Source organism: Methylobacterium nigriterrae (genome assembly GCF_037106235.1).
GTDB lineage: Bacteria > Pseudomonadota > Alphaproteobacteria > Rhizobiales > Beijerinckiaceae > Methylobacterium > Methylobacterium nigriterrae.
In genome coordinates this window covers 150,095-165,584 of the sequence record NZ_JBAWTG010000002.1, presented here as the reverse complement: position 1 = coordinate 165,584, position 15,490 = coordinate 150,095, and the positions used below count along the sequence as shown (strand labels likewise).

General features: G+C 70.0%; 14 protein-coding genes. 5 read left to right on the top strand and 9 right to left on the bottom strand.

Annotation, left to right across the window (positions count from 1 at the left end):
- The first annotated feature begins 7 nt into the window (after window positions 1–7).
- Window positions 8–3,148, top strand: a complete 3,141-nt coding sequence (locus tag WDW90_RS02405) for an efflux RND transporter permease subunit (RefSeq protein WP_336485659.1) — start codon at window positions 8–10, stop codon at window positions 3,146–3,148.
- Between the two features lie 80 nt (window positions 3,149–3,228).
- The gene (locus WDW90_RS02400) at window positions 3,229–3,744 is read left to right on the top strand and encodes a DUF533 domain-containing protein (protein WP_336485658.1); all 516 of its coding nucleotides are present in this window, start codon (window positions 3,229–3,231) and stop codon (window positions 3,742–3,744) included.
- Window position 3,745: 1 nt separating this feature from the next.
- On the opposite strand, the gene WDW90_RS02395 is transcribed toward WDW90_RS02400, so the two are convergent.
- The 5 genes from WDW90_RS02395 to WDW90_RS02375 form a co-directional block, all read right to left on the bottom strand.
- Window positions 3,746–4,927 carry a pyridoxal phosphate-dependent aminotransferase gene (locus WDW90_RS02395; RefSeq protein ID WP_336485657.1) on the bottom strand — a complete coding sequence of 394 codons (1,182 nt, stop codon included), beginning with the start codon at window positions 4,925–4,927 and terminating at the stop codon, window positions 3,746–3,748.
- A 100-nt stretch (window positions 4,928–5,027) separates the two neighbouring features.
- Complete coding sequence (locus WDW90_RS02390; protein ID WP_336485656.1) at window positions 5,028–5,222, bottom strand: hypothetical protein; 195 nt, start codon at window positions 5,220–5,222, stop codon at window positions 5,028–5,030.
- 292 nt (window positions 5,223–5,514) lie between these two features.
- Window positions 5,515–6,921 carry an ATP-binding protein gene (locus WDW90_RS02385; RefSeq protein WP_431310955.1) on the bottom strand — a complete coding sequence of 469 codons (1,407 nt, stop codon included), beginning with the start codon at window positions 6,919–6,921 and terminating at the stop codon, window positions 5,515–5,517.
- Window positions 6,922–6,940: 19 nt separating this feature from the next.
- A complete protein-coding gene (locus WDW90_RS02380) occupies window positions 6,941–7,660 on the bottom strand; it encodes a response regulator (RefSeq protein WP_336485655.1) in 720 nt (239 codons plus the stop codon).
- Complete coding sequence (locus tag WDW90_RS02375) at window positions 7,660–8,205, bottom strand: MarR family winged helix-turn-helix transcriptional regulator (RefSeq protein ID WP_336485654.1); 546 nt, start codon at window positions 8,203–8,205, stop codon at window positions 7,660–7,662. The genes WDW90_RS02380 and WDW90_RS02375 overlap by 1 nt, the downstream gene beginning before the upstream one ends.
- A gap of 196 nt (window positions 8,206–8,401) precedes the next feature.
- On the opposite strand from WDW90_RS02375, the gene WDW90_RS02370 reads away from it, so the two are divergent.
- The 3 genes from WDW90_RS02370 (at window position 8,402) to WDW90_RS02360 (ending at window position 9,916) form a co-directional block, all read left to right on the top strand.
- The gene (locus WDW90_RS02370; RefSeq protein WP_336485653.1) at window positions 8,402–9,289 is read left to right on the top strand and encodes a branched-chain amino acid aminotransferase; all 888 of its coding nucleotides are present in this window, start codon (window positions 8,402–8,404) and stop codon (window positions 9,287–9,289) included.
- Window positions 9,290–9,351: 62 nt separating this feature from the next.
- The gene (locus tag WDW90_RS02365; RefSeq protein WP_336485652.1) at window positions 9,352–9,609 is read left to right on the top strand and encodes a DUF3072 domain-containing protein; all 258 of its coding nucleotides are present in this window, start codon (window positions 9,352–9,354) and stop codon (window positions 9,607–9,609) included.
- Window positions 9,610–9,700: 91 nt separating this feature from the next.
- On the top strand, window positions 9,701–9,916 hold the full coding sequence (locus WDW90_RS02360) for a Flp family type IVb pilin (RefSeq protein ID WP_336485651.1): 216 nt from the start codon (window positions 9,701–9,703) through the stop codon (window positions 9,914–9,916).
- A gap of 10 nt (window positions 9,917–9,926) precedes the next feature.
- Here the strand turns inward: WDW90_RS02360 and WDW90_RS02355 are convergent, their stop codons facing one another.
- The 4 genes from WDW90_RS02355 to WDW90_RS02340 form a co-directional block, all read right to left on the bottom strand.
- Window positions 9,927–10,853, bottom strand: a complete 927-nt coding sequence (locus WDW90_RS02355; RefSeq protein ID WP_336485650.1) for a DUF937 domain-containing protein — start codon at window positions 10,851–10,853, stop codon at window positions 9,927–9,929.
- Window positions 10,854–11,088: 235 nt separating this feature from the next.
- On the bottom strand, window positions 11,089–12,576 hold the full coding sequence (locus WDW90_RS02350) for an MATE family efflux transporter (RefSeq protein WP_336485649.1): 1,488 nt from the start codon (window positions 12,574–12,576) through the stop codon (window positions 11,089–11,091).
- Window positions 12,569–14,467 carry a monovalent cation:proton antiporter-2 (CPA2) family protein gene (locus WDW90_RS02345; RefSeq protein ID WP_336485648.1) on the bottom strand — a complete coding sequence of 633 codons (1,899 nt, stop codon included), beginning with the start codon at window positions 14,465–14,467 and terminating at the stop codon, window positions 12,569–12,571. The genes WDW90_RS02350 and WDW90_RS02345 overlap by 8 nt, the downstream gene beginning before the upstream one ends.
- Window positions 14,468–14,687: 220 nt before the next feature.
- Window positions 14,688–15,356 (bottom strand): TetR/AcrR family transcriptional regulator, encoded by a 669-nt coding sequence (locus WDW90_RS02340; RefSeq protein ID WP_336485647.1) that lies wholly within the window; start codon window positions 15,354–15,356, stop codon window positions 14,688–14,690.
- Window positions 15,357–15,490 lie beyond the last annotated feature (134 nt).

Below are 15,490 nucleotides of genomic sequence, written 5' to 3'. Positions count from 1 at the left end.
TAGCGCCATGCGCCTGAACGTTTCCGCCTGGGCGATCCGGAAGCCGCTGCCCTCCATCGTTCTCTTCATCGTGCTGATGGTGCTCGGGCTCGTGAGCTTCCGCAGCCTGCCGATCACGCGGTTCCCGAACATCGACATCCCGATCGTCTCGGTGACGATCACGCAGGCTGGCGCCGCCCCGTCCGAGTTGCAGACGCAGGTGACGAAGTGGGTCGAGGATTCGGTCGCCGGCGTGAAGGGCGTCAAGCACATCCTGTCGACCATCACGGAAGGCTCCTCGGTCACAACGATCGAGTTCCGCCTCGAGGTGAACACCGACCGCGCCGTCAACGACGTCAAGGATGCGGTCTCCAAGGTGCGCATGAACCTGCCGCGCACGATTGACGAGCCGATCGTCAACCGCGTCGAGATCGCGGGCCTGCCGATCATGGTCTACGGCGCCTCGGCGCCCGCCATGACGCCCGAGGACCTTTCGTGGTTCGTCGACGACGTGGTGGCCCGCCAGATCCAGGGCGTGAGGGGTGTGGGCGGAGTCGAGCGACTCGGCGGCGTCGCCCGCGAGGTGCGCATCACCCTGAAGCCCGACCGGCTCCTGGCGCTCGGCATCACGGCGGCCGACGTGAACCGGCAGTTGCGTCTGACCTCGGCCGACATGGCGGGCGGGCGCGGCGAGGTCGGCGGCCAGGAGCAGTCGATCCGGACGCTCGCGGCCTCGGCGAGCCTCGACACGCTGGCGGCGACGTCCATCATCGTGCCGGGCAACCGGAAGGTGCGCCTCGATGAACTCGCGACTCTCGTCGACGGTGCCGAGGAACCGCGCACCTTCGCGCGCTTCAACGGTGAGCCCGTTGTCGCCTTCGCGATCTCGCGGGCTGCCGGCGCCAGCGACGCCGAGGTCGCGGCGGGCGTCGCACGGAAGATCGACGATCTGCGCGCGGCCAATTCCGGTGTGCATTTCGACCTGATCGACACATCGGTCGTGAACACTGTCGGCAACTACCACTCAGCCATGATGGGGCTGATCGAGGGCGCCCTGCTCGCCGTCGTCGTGGTGTTCCTGTTCCTTCGGGACTGGCGCGCGACGCTGATTGCCTCGATCGCTCTGCCGCTCTCGGTGCTGCCGACCTTCTGGGTGATGAGCGCGCTCGGCTTCTCGCTCAACGCCGTCAGCCTGCTCGCCATCACGCTGGTGACCGGCATTCTCGTCGACGATGCCATCGTGGAGATCGAGAACATCGTCCGGCACATGCGCATGGGGAAATCTCCCTACCGGGCGGCGCTGGAAGCGGCCGATGAGATCGGGCTTGCGGTCATTGCCATCACGGCGACCATCATCGCGATCTTCGCCCCCGTCTCCTTCATGGGCGGCATCGCCGGCCAGTATTTCAAGCAATTCGGCCTCACCATCGCGGCCGCGGTGTTCATGTCGCTGCTCGTCGCGCGCCTGATCACGCCGCTGCTGGCCGCCTACTTCCTGCGCGACCACGGACCGGACGAGACCCGGGACGGCCTCGTGATGCGGACCTATACCCGCCTCGTCGCCTGGTCGGTTCGTCACAAGTATCTCACGCTGGTCGCGGGTCTCGCCTGCTTTGCGGGCTCCATCATGTCCACCGGACTTCTGCCGGCGGGCTTCCTGCCGGCCGAGGATGCGGCTCGCACCCTGTTCGTCGTGGAACTGCCGCCGGGCGCGCGGCTGGCCGACACCAGCCGGGTGACGGACGGGCTCGTGGAGAAGATCCGGTCCCTGCCCGAGGTTCGCAGCGTGTTCGTGGATGGCGGGCGCCAGCTTCCCGGTAAGAAGGAGGTGCGGCTCGCGACCTTCACGATCAACCTGACGCCCAAGAATAGCCGTGCGCTGAAGCAGAAGCAGGTCGATGTCCTGGTCGGCGACATCCTGCGGCAAGAGCCCGACATCCGCTTCTGGGCCCTGCGGGAGGGCGGCCAGCGCGACCTCGCCCTCATCATCGCGGGGCCCGACAAGGCGGTCGTGGCCGACGTCGCCGCGCGCCTGCAGCGCGAGGCCGCGGAGGTGCCGCACCTCGTCAACGTCATCTCGACCGCACCCCTCGACCGCACAGAGATCCGCATCCGGCCGAAGCCCGGGGTCGCGGCCGACCTCGGTGTCTCAACCGACCTGATCGCCGAGACCGTCCGGGTCGGCACGATCGGCGACATCGGCGCGAACCTCGCCAAGTTCAATGCCAAGGACCGCCAGATCCCGATCCGCGTGCAACTGCCCGAGCGCCTGCGCGGCGACCTCGCCGAGATCGAGACCATGAAGGTGCCGGTGAAGGGTGGCGCCGCCGTGCCGCTCTCGACGGTGGCGGACCTGAGCCTCGGTCAGGGGCCGACGGCGATCGACCGCTACGACCGCTCGGTCCGCGTCGCCCTGGAGGCCGACATGCAGGGATCGGACGCCCTCGGCTCGCTGATCGAGAGCGTCATGGGCCTGCCGGCCGCAAAGAACCTTCCGCCCGGCGTCACGCTCAGCCAGACCGGCGATGCCGAGGTGATGGGCGAGGTGTTCGGCGGCTTCGCCATGGCGATGGGCGCCGGCCTGATGATGGTGTTTGGCGTGCTCGTCCTGCTCTTCGGCAACTTCCTGCAGCCGGTCACGATCTTGTTCTCGCTGCCGCTCTCTATCGGCGGCGCGATCCTGGGGCTCCTTGTCTTCCAGAAACCGATCTCGATGCCGGTGGTGATCGGCATCCTGATGCTGATGGGCGTGGTCACCAAGAATGCCATCATGCTGGTCGATTTCGCGGTCGAGGAGATGGCCCGCGGGGTGAACCGGACGACCGCCATCGTCGAGGCGGGCCGCAAGCGCGCCCGTCCGATCGTGATGACCACCATCGCGATGGCGGCCGGCATGGTGCCCTCCGCGATGGCGCTCGGCATCGGTGGCGAGTTCCGGTCACCGATGGCGATCGCTGTGATCGGCGGGTTGATCGTGTCGACAATCCTGTCCCTCGTCTTCGTCCCGGCCGTCTTCGTCCTAATGGATGACCTCTCGCGCGGGCTCGTGCGCCTGTTCGGCCGCTTCATCGGCGAGCGCGACGAGCCCGAGGAGGAGGCCTACTCGCCGCCGGGCTTCGCGGCCAACGACCGCCCGTCCTACGCACCGCCTCGGGTCGCCGCCGAGTGAGGCCCGCGCCGATGCGCTGAACCGAGTAGGCCTCTTCGTCGTTGCAGCTCCGGAACCATGGTTGAGTTCGGAGGCGAGAGATGGCCGATGCGAAGCAGATCGTCGATGCGCTGGTGCGCTCCCGCCGCGGCGGGCTCGCGGCCGGGGCGGCACTCGGCGGCCTCGCACTGATCGCCAGCCTTGCCTTTCGTGCGACGCGCGGCGAAGCGCCGGCCGCCGCGCGGTCGGACACGCCGTTCGCGCAGGTCGACGAGGACGAGGCCCGTCTCATGCTGCGGGCGATGGTGGCGGCCACGGCAGCCGACGGCTTGATCGACGAGGACGAGAGGCGGCGGCTTACGCAGGCCGTGGAGAATGCGGGTCTCGACCGCGACGGCCGCGCCTGGCTCGAGCGGGAACTGGCGGAGCCCGCAAGCGTCGACGAGATCGCCGAGCCGGTCAACGATCCCGATGCGGCCGCGCGAATTTACGCCGCCGCGCGGCTCGCCATCGAGGCCGACACCTTGCAGGAGCGGCAGTTCCTGAGAATGCTGGCCGAAGCCCTCGACGTTCCGCAGGATGCCGCTGCCCAGGTCGACCGCGACCTCGCGGCCTGAGTCAGCCGCGCGCGCGCTCGCTCAGGAAGTTCTGCATCCGCTCAAGGGCACGCAGGATGTTCTCGGCGGAGTTGGCGTAGGAGAGGCGGATGTAGCCCTCGCCATGCACGCCGAAATCCGGCCCGCCGATCGTCGCGACGCCGACCTCCTCGAGGAGCGCCGAGGCGAGCCTCTTGGCCTGCCAGCCCGTCTTCCCGACATTCGGGAACGCATAGAAGGCGCCCTTCGGCGTGATGCAGGAGACGTTCGGCAGGGCGTTCAATCCCTCGACCACCAGGGTCCGGCGCCGATCGAACTCGGCCACCATCTCGGCCACGCAATCCTGCGGGCCGTCGAGTGCCGCGATGCCGGCCCATTGGGTCGCGGCATTGACGCAGGAATGCGCGTTCACCGCGAGTTTGCGGGCCGCGTCGTAGAGCGGTTTCGGCCACACCGACCAGCCGAGGCGCCAGCCCGTCATCGCGTAAGTCTTCGAGGCGCCATCGAGATAGATCAGGCGGTCGCGGATTTCCGGATAAGCGAGCAGCGAGTGATGGGCCTCGCCGTCATAGGTCATGGTTCCGTAGATCTCGTCCGACAGCACGGCCACGCCCGGATGGTCGGCGAGCCCCGCCACGAGGGCGTCGATCTCCGCCTTCGGGGTGACGCCGCCCGTCGGGTTGGCGGGCGAGTTCACGATCAGCAGGCGCGTTCTGTCGGTGATCAGTGACAGCGTCTCCTCGGCCGAGAAGGCGAAGCCGTTGGCCTCCCGGATCGGAACCGGCACCGGGGTCGCGCCCGTGAACTCGATCATCGAGCGATAGATCGGGAAGCCCGGATCCGGATACAGGATCTCGGCGCCCGGCTCGCCGAACATCAGGATCGCCATGAACATGGTGACCTTGCCGCCGGGCACGATCAGCACGCTGTCGGGTGAGACCTCGATGCCGTGGCGCCGTCGAATGTCGCGGGAGACCGCCTCGCGCAAGGACAGGATGCCGACCGCCGGTGTGTAGCCGTGATGGCCGTCGCGCAGGGCCTTGATGCCGGCCTCGACGATGTGGGACGGCGTCGGCATGTCGGGCTGACCGATGCCGAGATTGATGATGTCGCGTCCCTCGGACGCGAGCTGATTGGCACGGGCCAGAACCGCGAAGGCGTTCTCCTCACCGATGCGCCCGAATGCGGGAACGATCGAGATCATGAGCGGAACCTCCTGCGCTGGACGGCAAGGCGCCGAGGCAGCGCCGCCGTCCTTGTCATTCGAGAACCGTGCCGGCCAGGTCAAACGGGCCGGCGAACGCTCAGCTCTTGGAGCGTTCCGCGAGGCGGCTCGCCGCGAAGGACAGAGCGACGCCGAGGATGCCGAGGATGATGAAGGTCTTCACCGACGCATAGAACAGCGCCGGCTCGATTCCCTGGTCGGTGAAGAGCACTGCGCCGATGGCGGCGATCGGGATGAGCACGAGGATGAGGAGCGGGGTCAGCGGATTGTTCATGATCGGCACTCACGTCTGACCGGGCAGCCTGAACCTCCCGGCACCAGATTGGCGAAAAAGCGTCCGTCCATAGCACCGCCAAGCCGCGCTGGGGACACCCCCGGTGAAAGATTCTCGCGGGTTGCGGCGATTGACGGCAGATGCGCCGGCGCTCTCAGAGGAGCGTCTCGCCGGCGTTGCCATACTGATCGGCAGATCCGAGCGAGAGGCGTGCGTCCCGCCCGATCGCTGATGCCGGCCGGCGGGACCGGGCTCGTTTGAAATCGGGCAGGGCGATCGCCATGGCATCGACTCAAGCAGGGATGCGCACCGTCGCCCTCAACCCGCCGAGCGGGCTGTTCTCGAGCGACACGTCGCCGCCATGGGCCCGGGCGATGTCCCGGGCGATGGCGAGGCCGAGGCCCGAGCCGCCCGCGTCCTGGCGAGCGTCGTCCAGACGCATGAAGGGCTTGAACACTTCCTCGCGGCTCTCGACCGGAATCCCTGGGCCATCATCGTCGATGGAGACGAGAAACGAGCCTGATTCTTCGTGGCCCGAGATGGCCACGGTCTCGCCGTAGCGCGCAGCGTTCGCGGCGAGATTGAACAGGCAGCGGCGGAAGGCGTCGGGCCGCACGGTCGCGACCGGGGATCCGTCGAGGTCGACCGTCGCCACGTGCGCGCCGAGCCGCTCGACGTCGGTGCGCAGATCCTCTAGGAGCGCGCGCATGTCGGTCGGCGCGGCCGGTTCCGCCGAGTCGCCGCGGGCGAAGGCGAGATAGGCTTCGAGCATGCGGCTCATCTCGTCGACGTCGCGCGACAGGTCGTCGACCTCGGGCGTCTGCTCGACGAGCGCCAGCGAGAGCCTGAAGCGGGTCAGGATGGTGCGCAGGTCGTGGCTCACGCCGTTGAGCATCATCGTGCGCTGCTCCATGGCCCGCTCGATGCGCCCCTTCATCTCGATGAAGGCTTGGCCTGCCTGACGCACCTCGCGCGCGCCTCGGGGACGGAACTCGATCTCGCGGCCCTTGCCGAAGCCCTCGGCCACCGCAGCGAGCCGCAGGATCGGCTTGATCTGGTTGCGCAGGAAGAGGATCGCGACGCCGAGGAGCACCATCGACGAGCCGATCATCCAGACGAGGAAGATGTGCGAGTTCGAGGCATAGGCCTGGCTGCGCCGCGCGGTGATGCGCATGACGCCGTCGGGGATGGCCACGCGAATCTCGATGAGGCTCGATCGGCCCACCGTGTCGATCCAGAAGGGCCGCCGGATCTGTCGCTTGATCTCGTCCGACAGGGCCTCGTCGAGGATGGAGAAGAAGGGGCGCGGCCCCGGCGCAGGCAGCTTGGCGCCCTTGAGGATGTCTAGATCGAGGTTGAGTCGTTCGCCCGCGATGCGGGCGAGGGTCTCGGTGTCCTTGTCCTGGGGATAGCTCTCGTAGATATCGATCAGGGCCGCGATATCGGCCGTCACGGCCGAGGAGAGGCGCTTCGTGACGAGCTGCCAGTGCCGTTCCATGAAGGTGTAGGCGATCACCGATTGCAGCAGCACCACAGGCGCGATGATGATGATCAGCGAGCGGGCGTAGAGACCCTTCGGCAGCGCGTCGCCGATCGCGCGCGCCATACGCCGCCAGAGGGTCCGCGGCCCCGGCACGGTCCCCCCGACCCGGCGGGCCTGCCGCACCATCCGCGCCGGGGTCGGGTCGTGGGCGTTCATGGCAGCCGCCCGATAGCCGTCAGTCGATCACGAGGCGATAGCCGACGCCGCGCACCGTCTGCAGAAAGGTGGGGTTGGCCGGGTCGACCTCGGTCTTTCGGCGCAGCCGGTTGATCTGGACGTCGATGGTCCGTTCCGCGGCCGCGCCACCGCTGCCCGCGAGCACCTCGCGCTCGACATTGGCGCCGCCCGCCGCGGCCAGGATCGTCAGGATCTCGCGCTCGCGCTCGGTGATCCGGATCATCTCGTCCTCGCGGCGCAATTCGCCGCGGTCGATCCGATACGAGAAGGGGCCGAAGGTGACCGTGTCGCCGCCTGAGTCCCGGCGCGGACCCGCGGCCCGGTTGATGATGTTGTTCAGGCGCAGGATCAGCTCGCGGGGCTCGAAGGGCTTCGGCAGGTAATCGTCGGCGCCGATCTCCAGCCCCATCACGCGGTCGTTGGTGTTGTTGCGTGCCGTCAGCATCAGGATCGGCACCCGCGACGTCTCGCGGACCTTGCGCGCGTAGTCGAACCCATTCTCGCCCGGCATCATCACGTCGAGCACCATGGCGTCGAAGACGAGGCTCTGGGACTTGGCCCGGGCCTCGGCCGCGTTCGCGGCGGCGGTGACGCGGAAGCCCTGCTCGAACAGGTAGCGGGAGAGGAGCTCGCGCACCCGGCGGTCGTCGTCGACCACGAGGACGTGCGGTGCCTGATCGGAGAGTTCGCACCGCATGCTGGAGGCCACGGCGCCCATCAGGCGCCCCCCCGGACGCGACGGGCCATCAGGCGGCGCACCGCGGCCCGTTCCTCGGGCTCGATCATGGCGAGGAGGAAATCCTGCGCGGAGGCTGCGGGGTCGCTCGCCGACGCGACGGGGCCCGCCAGGGCGCGGGCCACGCGTCGAGTCTGCACGCGGGTGAGGTCGGCCGCGAGGTCGGCACCTGCCCGGGTGCAGAACAGAAGCCGCTGGCGCCGGTCGCTGGTGCCGGTCTTCTGCTCGATATAGCCCTGCTCGATCAAATCCTTCAGCACCCGGTTGAGGCTCTGCTTGGTGATCCGCAGGATATCGAGAAGTTCGGCGATCGTGAGACCGGGATAGCGCACCACGAAATGGAGCACCCGGTGATGGGCACGCCCGAAGCCGTACTTCGCCAGGATCCGGTCCGGATCGCCGACGAAGTCCCGGTAGGCGAAGAACAGCAACTCGATCAGGTCGTCGCTCGCGCTGTCCCGCGCCGCCGGGCAATCCTCGCCCGGAGCCTGCACGATCTCGGCATCCAGTACCTGTTCCCGCGCCATGGGTCGTGTCACGTCTCGATCGATCCCGATATAAGTCAGTGTTATTGACATATCTCAGCCCAGTTGATACCCGTCAAGCCTTCCGGCAAGACGGGCTACCGGTGCACGCGCCCACGCGCCCGCCTGCCGGCCTTAGCCCGATCGATTGACCCCGCGGCCCTTTTTCCGGGCGGCCGCGCGACGAGGAAGTGTCGCCATGTCCGTGATCCCGTTCGACGAGCGCGAGGGCACCATCTGGTTCGATGGCGTCATGGTGCCGTGGCGGGAGGCCAAGATCCACGTACTCAGCCACGGTCTCCACTACGGATCGGCGGTGTTCGAGGGCGAGCGGGCCTATGGCGGGCGCATCTTCAAGAGCCGGCAGCATTCCGAGCGCCTGCGCCGCTCGGCCGAGCTCCTCGACTTCACGATTCCCTACAGCGTCGACGAGATCGAGGCCGCCAAGGCGCTCGTTCTCAAGACGAGCGGGCTCGCGGATGCCTACCTGCGCCCCGTCGCCTGGCGCGGCTCGGAGATGATGGGCGTCGCTGCGCAACAGAACACGATCCACCTCGCCATCGCGGCCTGGGAATGGCCGAGCTACTTCGACCCGGCCACCAAGATGAAGGGCATCCGCCTCGACATCGCGGATTACCGCCGGCCCGACCCGCGCACCGCGCCCTCGACCTCGAAGGCTGCGGGACTGTACATGATCTGCACCATCTCGAAGCACCGGGCCGAGAACAAGGGCTATGCCGACGCCCTCATGCTCGACTGGGAGGACAACGTCGCCGAGTGCACCGGCGCGAACGTGTTCTTCATCCGGGACGGCGTGATCCACACCCCGCTCGCCGACCGGTTCCTCAACGGACTGACCCGGCAGACGGTGATCGAGCTCGCGCGCCGGCGCGGCTTCGAGGTGATCGAGCGGCGCATCCGGCCCGAGGAGCTGGAGAGCTTCCAGGAGTGCTTCATCACGGGGTCGGCGGCCGAGGTGACGCCGGTCTCGGAGATCGGCCCCCATCGCTTCACGCCGGGGGCGATGACCAAGACGCTGATGGACGACTACACCGCCGAGGTCCAGCCGAAGGCTCACGCGGCCTGAGACATCCTGTCCGCCGCGGCCCGGAACCGGTTCGCGGCGGATGCGTTATTTCGGAACAAAACATGAACAAGGTGTCCGATATGACGAAATCCGCGAACGCGACCCGGAATCCCAAATCTGACCCGAAGGACGTCTCGAACCAGATCAAGGATCCCGACCAGTGGACCACCGGCGGCGAGCCGATGACCGGCGCCCAGGCTTCCTATCTCAAGACCCTGTCTGAGGAGGCCAAGGAGCCGAAGGCCTTCGACCCGGACCTCGACAAGGCCGAGGCCTCGAAGCGCATCGATGCCCTGCGCAAGGAGGCCGGGCGCGCCTGAGGGCGGGCGCCTCGACGATCGGCTTAAAGCATCCGAAACGAAGCGCCTCTAAGGTCGGGCCCGGCGTGAGGGCGGCGGAAGGCGGCGATCCATGACGAGGCCGGGAGCGGGAGGGAGGATCGGGCGCGTCCTCCTCGACGGCGCCCGCCGGCTCCGGGCGGATGCCCGCGGCGTGACGGCGATCGAGTACGCGATGATCGCGGGGCTCATCTTCGCGGTCTTGGCCGGCAGTCTCCGGCTCTACGGGACGAAGATGAACACCGTCTACGACCGGATCGGCACGGAGATCTCGGCCCAGATCCAGTGACGGACCGGGCTCAGCCCGATTTCGGGCCGGTGTCCTTCGCGGGCGCGCGCCGTGCCGCGGGCGGCTTGCGGGCGGGGGCCTTCGCGGAGGTCCTGGCCGGCGCCTTGCCGAGTGCCTTACCAGGTGCCTTGCCAAGTGCATTGCCAGGCGTGTTGCCGAGCGCCTTGCCGGGCGAGCCGGCGGAGGTCCGGCCCGGCGCCTTGGCGGGTTTCGGCGCGTCCTTGCCGGCCTCGCTCCAGAAGGCGTCGAAGATCCCCTGCATCGCCTTGACGTTCTGCTCCTGCACCTCGGCGCCGGTCTGAAGCATCTGCTGGAACATGTCCAAGGGTGCCGTCTCGGGAGCCGCGTCGCCCTGCGGCGCGGGCAGGGGCGCGGGCGCCGCGCGCGTGTCGGCGGGCGGCTTCGGCCGGGCGGGCGGGGGCGCGGCGGGCACGGGGGCCTCGGCCTGCGGCGGCAGGAAGGCCCGCATCATCTCGGTCCAGAGCGCGCTCGGGTTCCCGTAGGGGTTGGCCGGCTCGGCCGGCTGGCGCGGCGGCGCCGGATCGGACGCGCTCTGGTTGAGCAGCATGTGCACGACGCTCGCCACGATCATGCCGGCCATGATCGGCAGCATCTGGCGCAGCACCTGAGAGCCGACGCCGCTCGCGGCGGCCGCCTGCTGGATGACGGCCTGGGCGAGCATCGGCGAGCCGAACAGGCCGCCCGGCATCGCGAAGGGCGCGTCGCCGGCCGCGGCCCGGGGCGCGGCGCCGAAGCCGAAGAACTGCGACAGGCCGGTCGGGTCCTGCGCCGCGTTGCGCTGGAAGCCGAGGGCGAAGGCGGGCATCAGCGCTTCGAGGGCGCGGCGGGTCTGGTCCGGCGTCAGGCCGAATTGCTGCGCCATGCCCTGCATTCCGGCGCTGCTCTGGGCCTGCAGGATGTCGATCGGGTTGAACATGGCCGTCGGCCTCATCATCCATCGGCGCCCGGCATGGCGGGCCTCACCCCTGCGCGAAGGGCGCAAGTCTAGTCCGATCGGGCCTTGACTGGCCAGGGTCGGGCGTCCTTTGCCGGGAAACGGGCGCAATCCGCCGTGGATGGCGGCGGCGCGGCCTCTCTCCCGCACGGGAGAGAGGGCCCCTGGCGCGCCGATCGAGCCGGCGCCGGTCACGCCCTGCGGCGAGGGCCGAGGGTCAGACGAGCGCGCCGGTCCGGGCCGGTCCGGCCGCGAGCGCCGCCTCGGCCTCGGCCCGGGCCGCCTCGGGCAGCGGCGGGTTGGCGGCCCGGATGGCGCGGGCGCGCCGCTCCAGGCGGTCGACGGTGCGGAAGGCCAGCACGATGGCGAGGCAGCCGAACCCGAGGGAGCCGATCCCGACCCCCGCGATGACGCCGCGCGGCCCGTAGAGTGCGGCGCCGAGGAGGGCCGGCGGCATGGTGCCGAGCGTGGCCCGGCCCCAATTGAGCCCGGTCGACAGGAACGGGAAGCCGAGATTGTTGAAGGAGGCGTTCGCGAGGAACAGGAGCCCGTTGAAGAACCAGACGCCGCCGCTGACGAGGCAGAAGAACCCGAACAGGTCGCCCGCCAGGTCGCGGAGCTCGAACAGGCGCATCAGCGGCGCCCGGCCGAGCACGAGGGCGAGCCAGACCAGGGCGACGTAGAGGCCGGTCACCAGGGTGCCGTCGCGCAGCACGCCGCGCATCCGGTCGAAGCGGCCCGCGCCCCAGTTCTGGCCGAGGATCGGGCCGATCGAGCCCGACATGGCGAAGAGGCCCCCGAAGGCGACCGGGGTGAGGCGGTCGATCACCACGTTGGCCGCCACCGCCACGGCGCCGAACTGCGCCAGCACATGGGCGATGAAGGCGCTGGCGACGGAGGGCGCGAGGTTCGTCAGCACCGCCGGCAGCGCGATGCGGAACACGGTCGGGGCGTCGCCGAGCACGTCGGCGAGGCGCGGGCGCGCCAGCATCCGGTGCGCGCGCACGCCCTGCCAGCCGATCAGCGCGAAGGTCGCCCGCGCCGCGCAGGTCGTCACCGCGGCCCCGTCGACCCCGAGCCCCGCCCCGAAGATCAGGAGCGGGTCGAGCCCGGCCGTCACGATGGCGCCGCCGAGCGTCACGTACATGGCCTGACGCGCGGCCCCGGCCGCGCGCAGCAGCCCGGAGAACATCATGCCGGGGCCCATCAGCACGTTCGAGGGCAGGGCGATCCAGAGGAAGCGCTCGGCCACCGCGAGGGTCTCGCCCTCGGCGCCGATCAGGCGCAGCAGGGGGCCGAGGAGGGGCAGCATCAGGACGACCAGAACGGCCGCCACGACGAGGCCGTGCAGGCTCGCCGAGGTGGCGAGGCGGCGGGCCGTGGCGTGGTCGCGCGCCCCGATCGCTCGCGAGACCAGGGCGCCCGCCGCGATCATCAGCCCGATATTGATGGAGATGGCGAAGAACTGGACGATGGTGGCGAAGCCGACCGCCGCCGTCAGCTTCGGGTCGCCGAGCTTCGAGACGTAGAGGAGCGACAGCAGGTCGACGACGAAGATCGCCATCAGGCCGATCGAGCCGGTGCCGCTCATCACCACGACGTGGCGCAGGACCGAGCCCTCGACGAAGCGCGCGGACGGGTCGGCGGGCGCGGCGGGGCGCGGCGGCAGGCCTTCCTCGCCGGGCTTGATCGGCCCCTCAGGCATCCGGCGCGCCGTCCTGGGTCTCGAGCGCCCGCTGCGCCGCGTCGCGGCGCTCGTGGCCGATGATGTCGCGGGTCTCGGCGCTGAGGGCCCGGGCCGGGCGCTGGGGCGCGGTCAGCGGCTCGGGCTTGATCTCCGGCTGCATGCCGCGCAGCCAGCTCGACCCGTCCGGCAGGGCGCCGGCCTGCTGCAGCACGAGGCGGGCGACGTCTCGCTTGCGCACGTCCTCGGCCGTGCGCGCGGCCGCCTCGCCCGGCACGCCGAGCCCCTCCAGGGTCGCGCGCCCGAATGCGAGGGCGGATTCGACGGTCTCGCGGAGCTGGTAGTCGACGTCCCGGTTCATCAGCTCGACGGAATGCGTGCGGTCATAGGCCCGGACATAGGTGCGCACGCTCTCGAATTCCTCGTGCACCATGTCGACGATCTTCAGCGCGGCCTCCGGCTCGTCGATGCAGATGCAGACGAGTTCGACCCGGCCGATGCCGGCGGCCCGCAGCACGTCGAGGCGGGTTCCGTCGCCGTAATAGACCCGGAAGCCGAAGCGCGAGGCGGAGCGGATCTGCTCCACGTCCTTGTCGATGACGGTGACGCTGACCCCTTCGGCGAGCAGCACCTGCGTCAGGATCTGCCCGAAGCGGCCGAAGCCGATCACGAGGACGCGGGCCTCGGTCGCCTCGATCACGTCGGTGGCCTGCTCGAGCGCCTGGACGGGGCGGCGCGCCAGCGCCGCGTCGAGGGCCTTGGCGGCGACGGGGCCGATCAGCATGGTCAGCGCCGCGAGCGCCACCGCGAAGCGCGTGGCGTTGGCGTCGAGCAGGCCGAGCCCGTTGCCGACGGGCAGGAGCACGAAGGCGAACTCGCCGGCCGGCGCCAGGATCGCGGCGCCCCGCACCGCGTCGAGCCAGGACGAGCCGAACAGGCGGAACAGGCCGGCCACGAGCGCCACCTTGACGAGGATGGCCGCGGCGGTGGCCCCGAACAGGGCGGGCCAGACGGCCTTCACGAGGCCGCCGTCGATCGACATGCCGACGCTCATGAAGAACAGGCCGAGCAGCATGCCGCGGAACGGCTCGATATCGGCCTCGAGCTGGTGGCGGAAGTTCGACTCGGCGAGGAGGATGCCGGCGAGGAACGCCCCCATCGCCATCGAGAGGCCGACCTCCTGCATCAGGAGCGCGGTGCCGAGCACGACGAGAAGGGCGGCCGCCGTCATCACCTCGCGGGCGCCGCTCGCGGCGAGGAGCCGGAAGAAGGGGTTGAGGCCGTAGCGCCCGACCAGCACCACCGCCAGGATCGCCGCCAGCGCCTTGCCGGTCGACTGCACGGCGGCCCCGAACCAGAAGCTTTCGCCGCCCCCGCCGCCGGCCGAGGCCAGGAGCGGCATCAGCGCCAGGATCGCCACCACCGAGAGGTCCTGGAACAGGAGGACCGCGAAGGCCCGGCCGCCGTAGGGCGTGCCGAGGTCGCCGCGCTCCTCGAGGAGTTGCAGCGCCACCGCGGTCGCCGAGAGCGCCAGCGCGATGCCGATCACGGCGGCCGCGGTGGCCGGCAGGCCGAACAGCGCGCCCGCGCCCCCGAGCACGAGGGCGCAGATGAGAAGCTGTGCGGTGCCCAGCCCGAAGATGTCGCGCCGCATCGAGACGAGCTGCGAGACGTGCAGCTCGAGCCCGACGATGAAGAGAAGCAGTACCACGCCGATCTCGGCCACGCTCGCGGCGGTCTCGGGCTCGGCGATCAGCGAGAACCCGAACGGCCCGATCAGGACGCCGGCCACGAGGTAGCCGAGCACCGCGCTCTGGCCGAGCAGCCGGAAGACCGGTACGCCGATCACCGCCGCCGACAGGAAGGTCAGGACCGGCGGCAGGAAGCTCGCATGTTCGCTCGGGCTCGCCATGGGGCCGGATCGGTTTCCGTGCTGGGGGCAGGGCTCAACGGGGCCGAACCGTTCTTAGACCGGGCGGCCCGGCGGCGCGAGCCGGCCGGGGTGCCATTCCTCACGCGGCCGGACGGGAAGCGCAACCGCCGCGCGCAGGCTCTCGCACTGGTCGCGCGGCGGCTCGCCGCGGATCAGGGCGCCGCGGCCCCGGGCCTTGCCGCGCCTCGCGCCGTCGCGGTCACGGCATCGCCGCCTGCGGCGCGGCCGGGGACGAGGCTCGGGGCTGGCCGGCCGCCCCGAGCGCGCGCAGCAGGAAGGCGATCATGCTCTCGATCGGCGGGGCCGGCGCGTTCGGGTACTGGCTCACCAGGACCGGGTGGCAGTAGCGCACGATCGCGACGTGGACGCACTGGGCCGCCATGGCGGGGTCCTCGGCCGCGAACTCGCCGGTGCGCGCGCCCTCGCTCACCACGCGCACCAGCACGGCGCTGATCCGGTCGACGTGGTGGCGGCAGACGTCCCAGCTCTCGGTCATCGCCGCCTCCACCATCTCGTGGATGCGGGGATTGTCCTTGCAGCGCTCCAGGCAGTCGCGGTGCAGCGCCCGGATGATCTCGGCGATGCGCTCCGAGGCGCCCATGCCCGGCTCGGCCGCGATCGTGGCGATCAGCGCCTCGACCTCGCGGGTCACCCGCTCGACCACGGCCTCGTTGATCGCCTTCTTCGAGTCGAAGAAGCGATAGACGTTGGCCGGGCTCATCCGCAGGGTCTTGGCGATGTCGGCCACGGTGGTCTTCTGATAGCCGATCTCCCGGAAGAACCGTTCGGCCGTCTCCAGAATGCGGCACCGGGTGGTGGGGGCACTTTCGTCGGCGAGAACAAGGTCCTGGGCAGCGTCACGGTTCATGGCCGGAACCTAAGCCGGGGCGCATCCGGCGTCAAAAGAGGCACGCGCGAAATCTCTCAGACATAAGTACGAGTTGCCGGCAAAGTGCCAACGTGACCGGAAACTCTTCCCGCGGGGCCGCCGTCCCGGCCGGG

Excerpts from the sequence above, each read along its gene's own strand:
- WDW90_RS02380 (WP_336485655.1), bottom strand. The coding sequence starts at position 7,660 with ATGGGCGCCGTGGCCTCCAGCATGCGGTGCGAACTCTCCGATCAGGCA.
- WDW90_RS02385 (WP_431310955.1), bottom strand. The coding sequence starts at position 6,921 with ATGAACGCCCACGACCCGACCCCGGCGCGGATGGTGCGGCAGGCCCGC.
- WDW90_RS02390 (WP_336485656.1), bottom strand. The coding sequence starts at position 5,222 with ATGAACAATCCGCTGACCCCGCTCCTCATCCTCGTGCTCATCCCGATC.
- WDW90_RS02405 (WP_336485659.1), top strand. The coding sequence starts at position 8 with ATGCGCCTGAACGTTTCCGCCTGGGCGATCCGGAAGCCGCTGCCCTCC.
- WDW90_RS02340 (WP_336485647.1), bottom strand. The coding sequence starts at position 15,356 with ATGAACCGTGACGCTGCCCAGGACCTTGTTCTCGCCGACGAAAGTGCC.
- WDW90_RS02350 (WP_336485649.1), bottom strand. The coding sequence starts at position 12,576 with ATGCCTGAGGGGCCGATCAAGCCCGGCGAGGAAGGCCTGCCGCCGCGC.
- WDW90_RS02400 (WP_336485658.1), top strand. The coding sequence starts at position 3,229 with ATGGCCGATGCGAAGCAGATCGTCGATGCGCTGGTGCGCTCCCGCCGC.
- WDW90_RS02365 (WP_336485652.1), top strand. The coding sequence starts at position 9,352 with ATGAACAAGGTGTCCGATATGACGAAATCCGCGAACGCGACCCGGAAT.
- WDW90_RS02395 (WP_336485657.1), bottom strand. The coding sequence starts at position 4,927 with ATGATCTCGATCGTTCCCGCATTCGGGCGCATCGGTGAGGAGAACGCC.
- WDW90_RS02360 (WP_336485651.1), top strand. The coding sequence starts at position 9,701 with ATGACGAGGCCGGGAGCGGGAGGGAGGATCGGGCGCGTCCTCCTCGAC.
- WDW90_RS02355 (WP_336485650.1), bottom strand. The coding sequence starts at position 10,853 with ATGTTCAACCCGATCGACATCCTGCAGGCCCAGAGCAGCGCCGGAATG.
- WDW90_RS02370 (WP_336485653.1), top strand. The coding sequence starts at position 8,402 with ATGTCCGTGATCCCGTTCGACGAGCGCGAGGGCACCATCTGGTTCGAT.
- WDW90_RS02345 (WP_336485648.1), bottom strand. The coding sequence starts at position 14,467 with ATGGCGAGCCCGAGCGAACATGCGAGCTTCCTGCCGCCGGTCCTGACC.
- WDW90_RS02375 (WP_336485654.1), bottom strand. The coding sequence starts at position 8,205 with ATGGCGCGGGAACAGGTACTGGATGCCGAGATCGTGCAGGCTCCGGGC.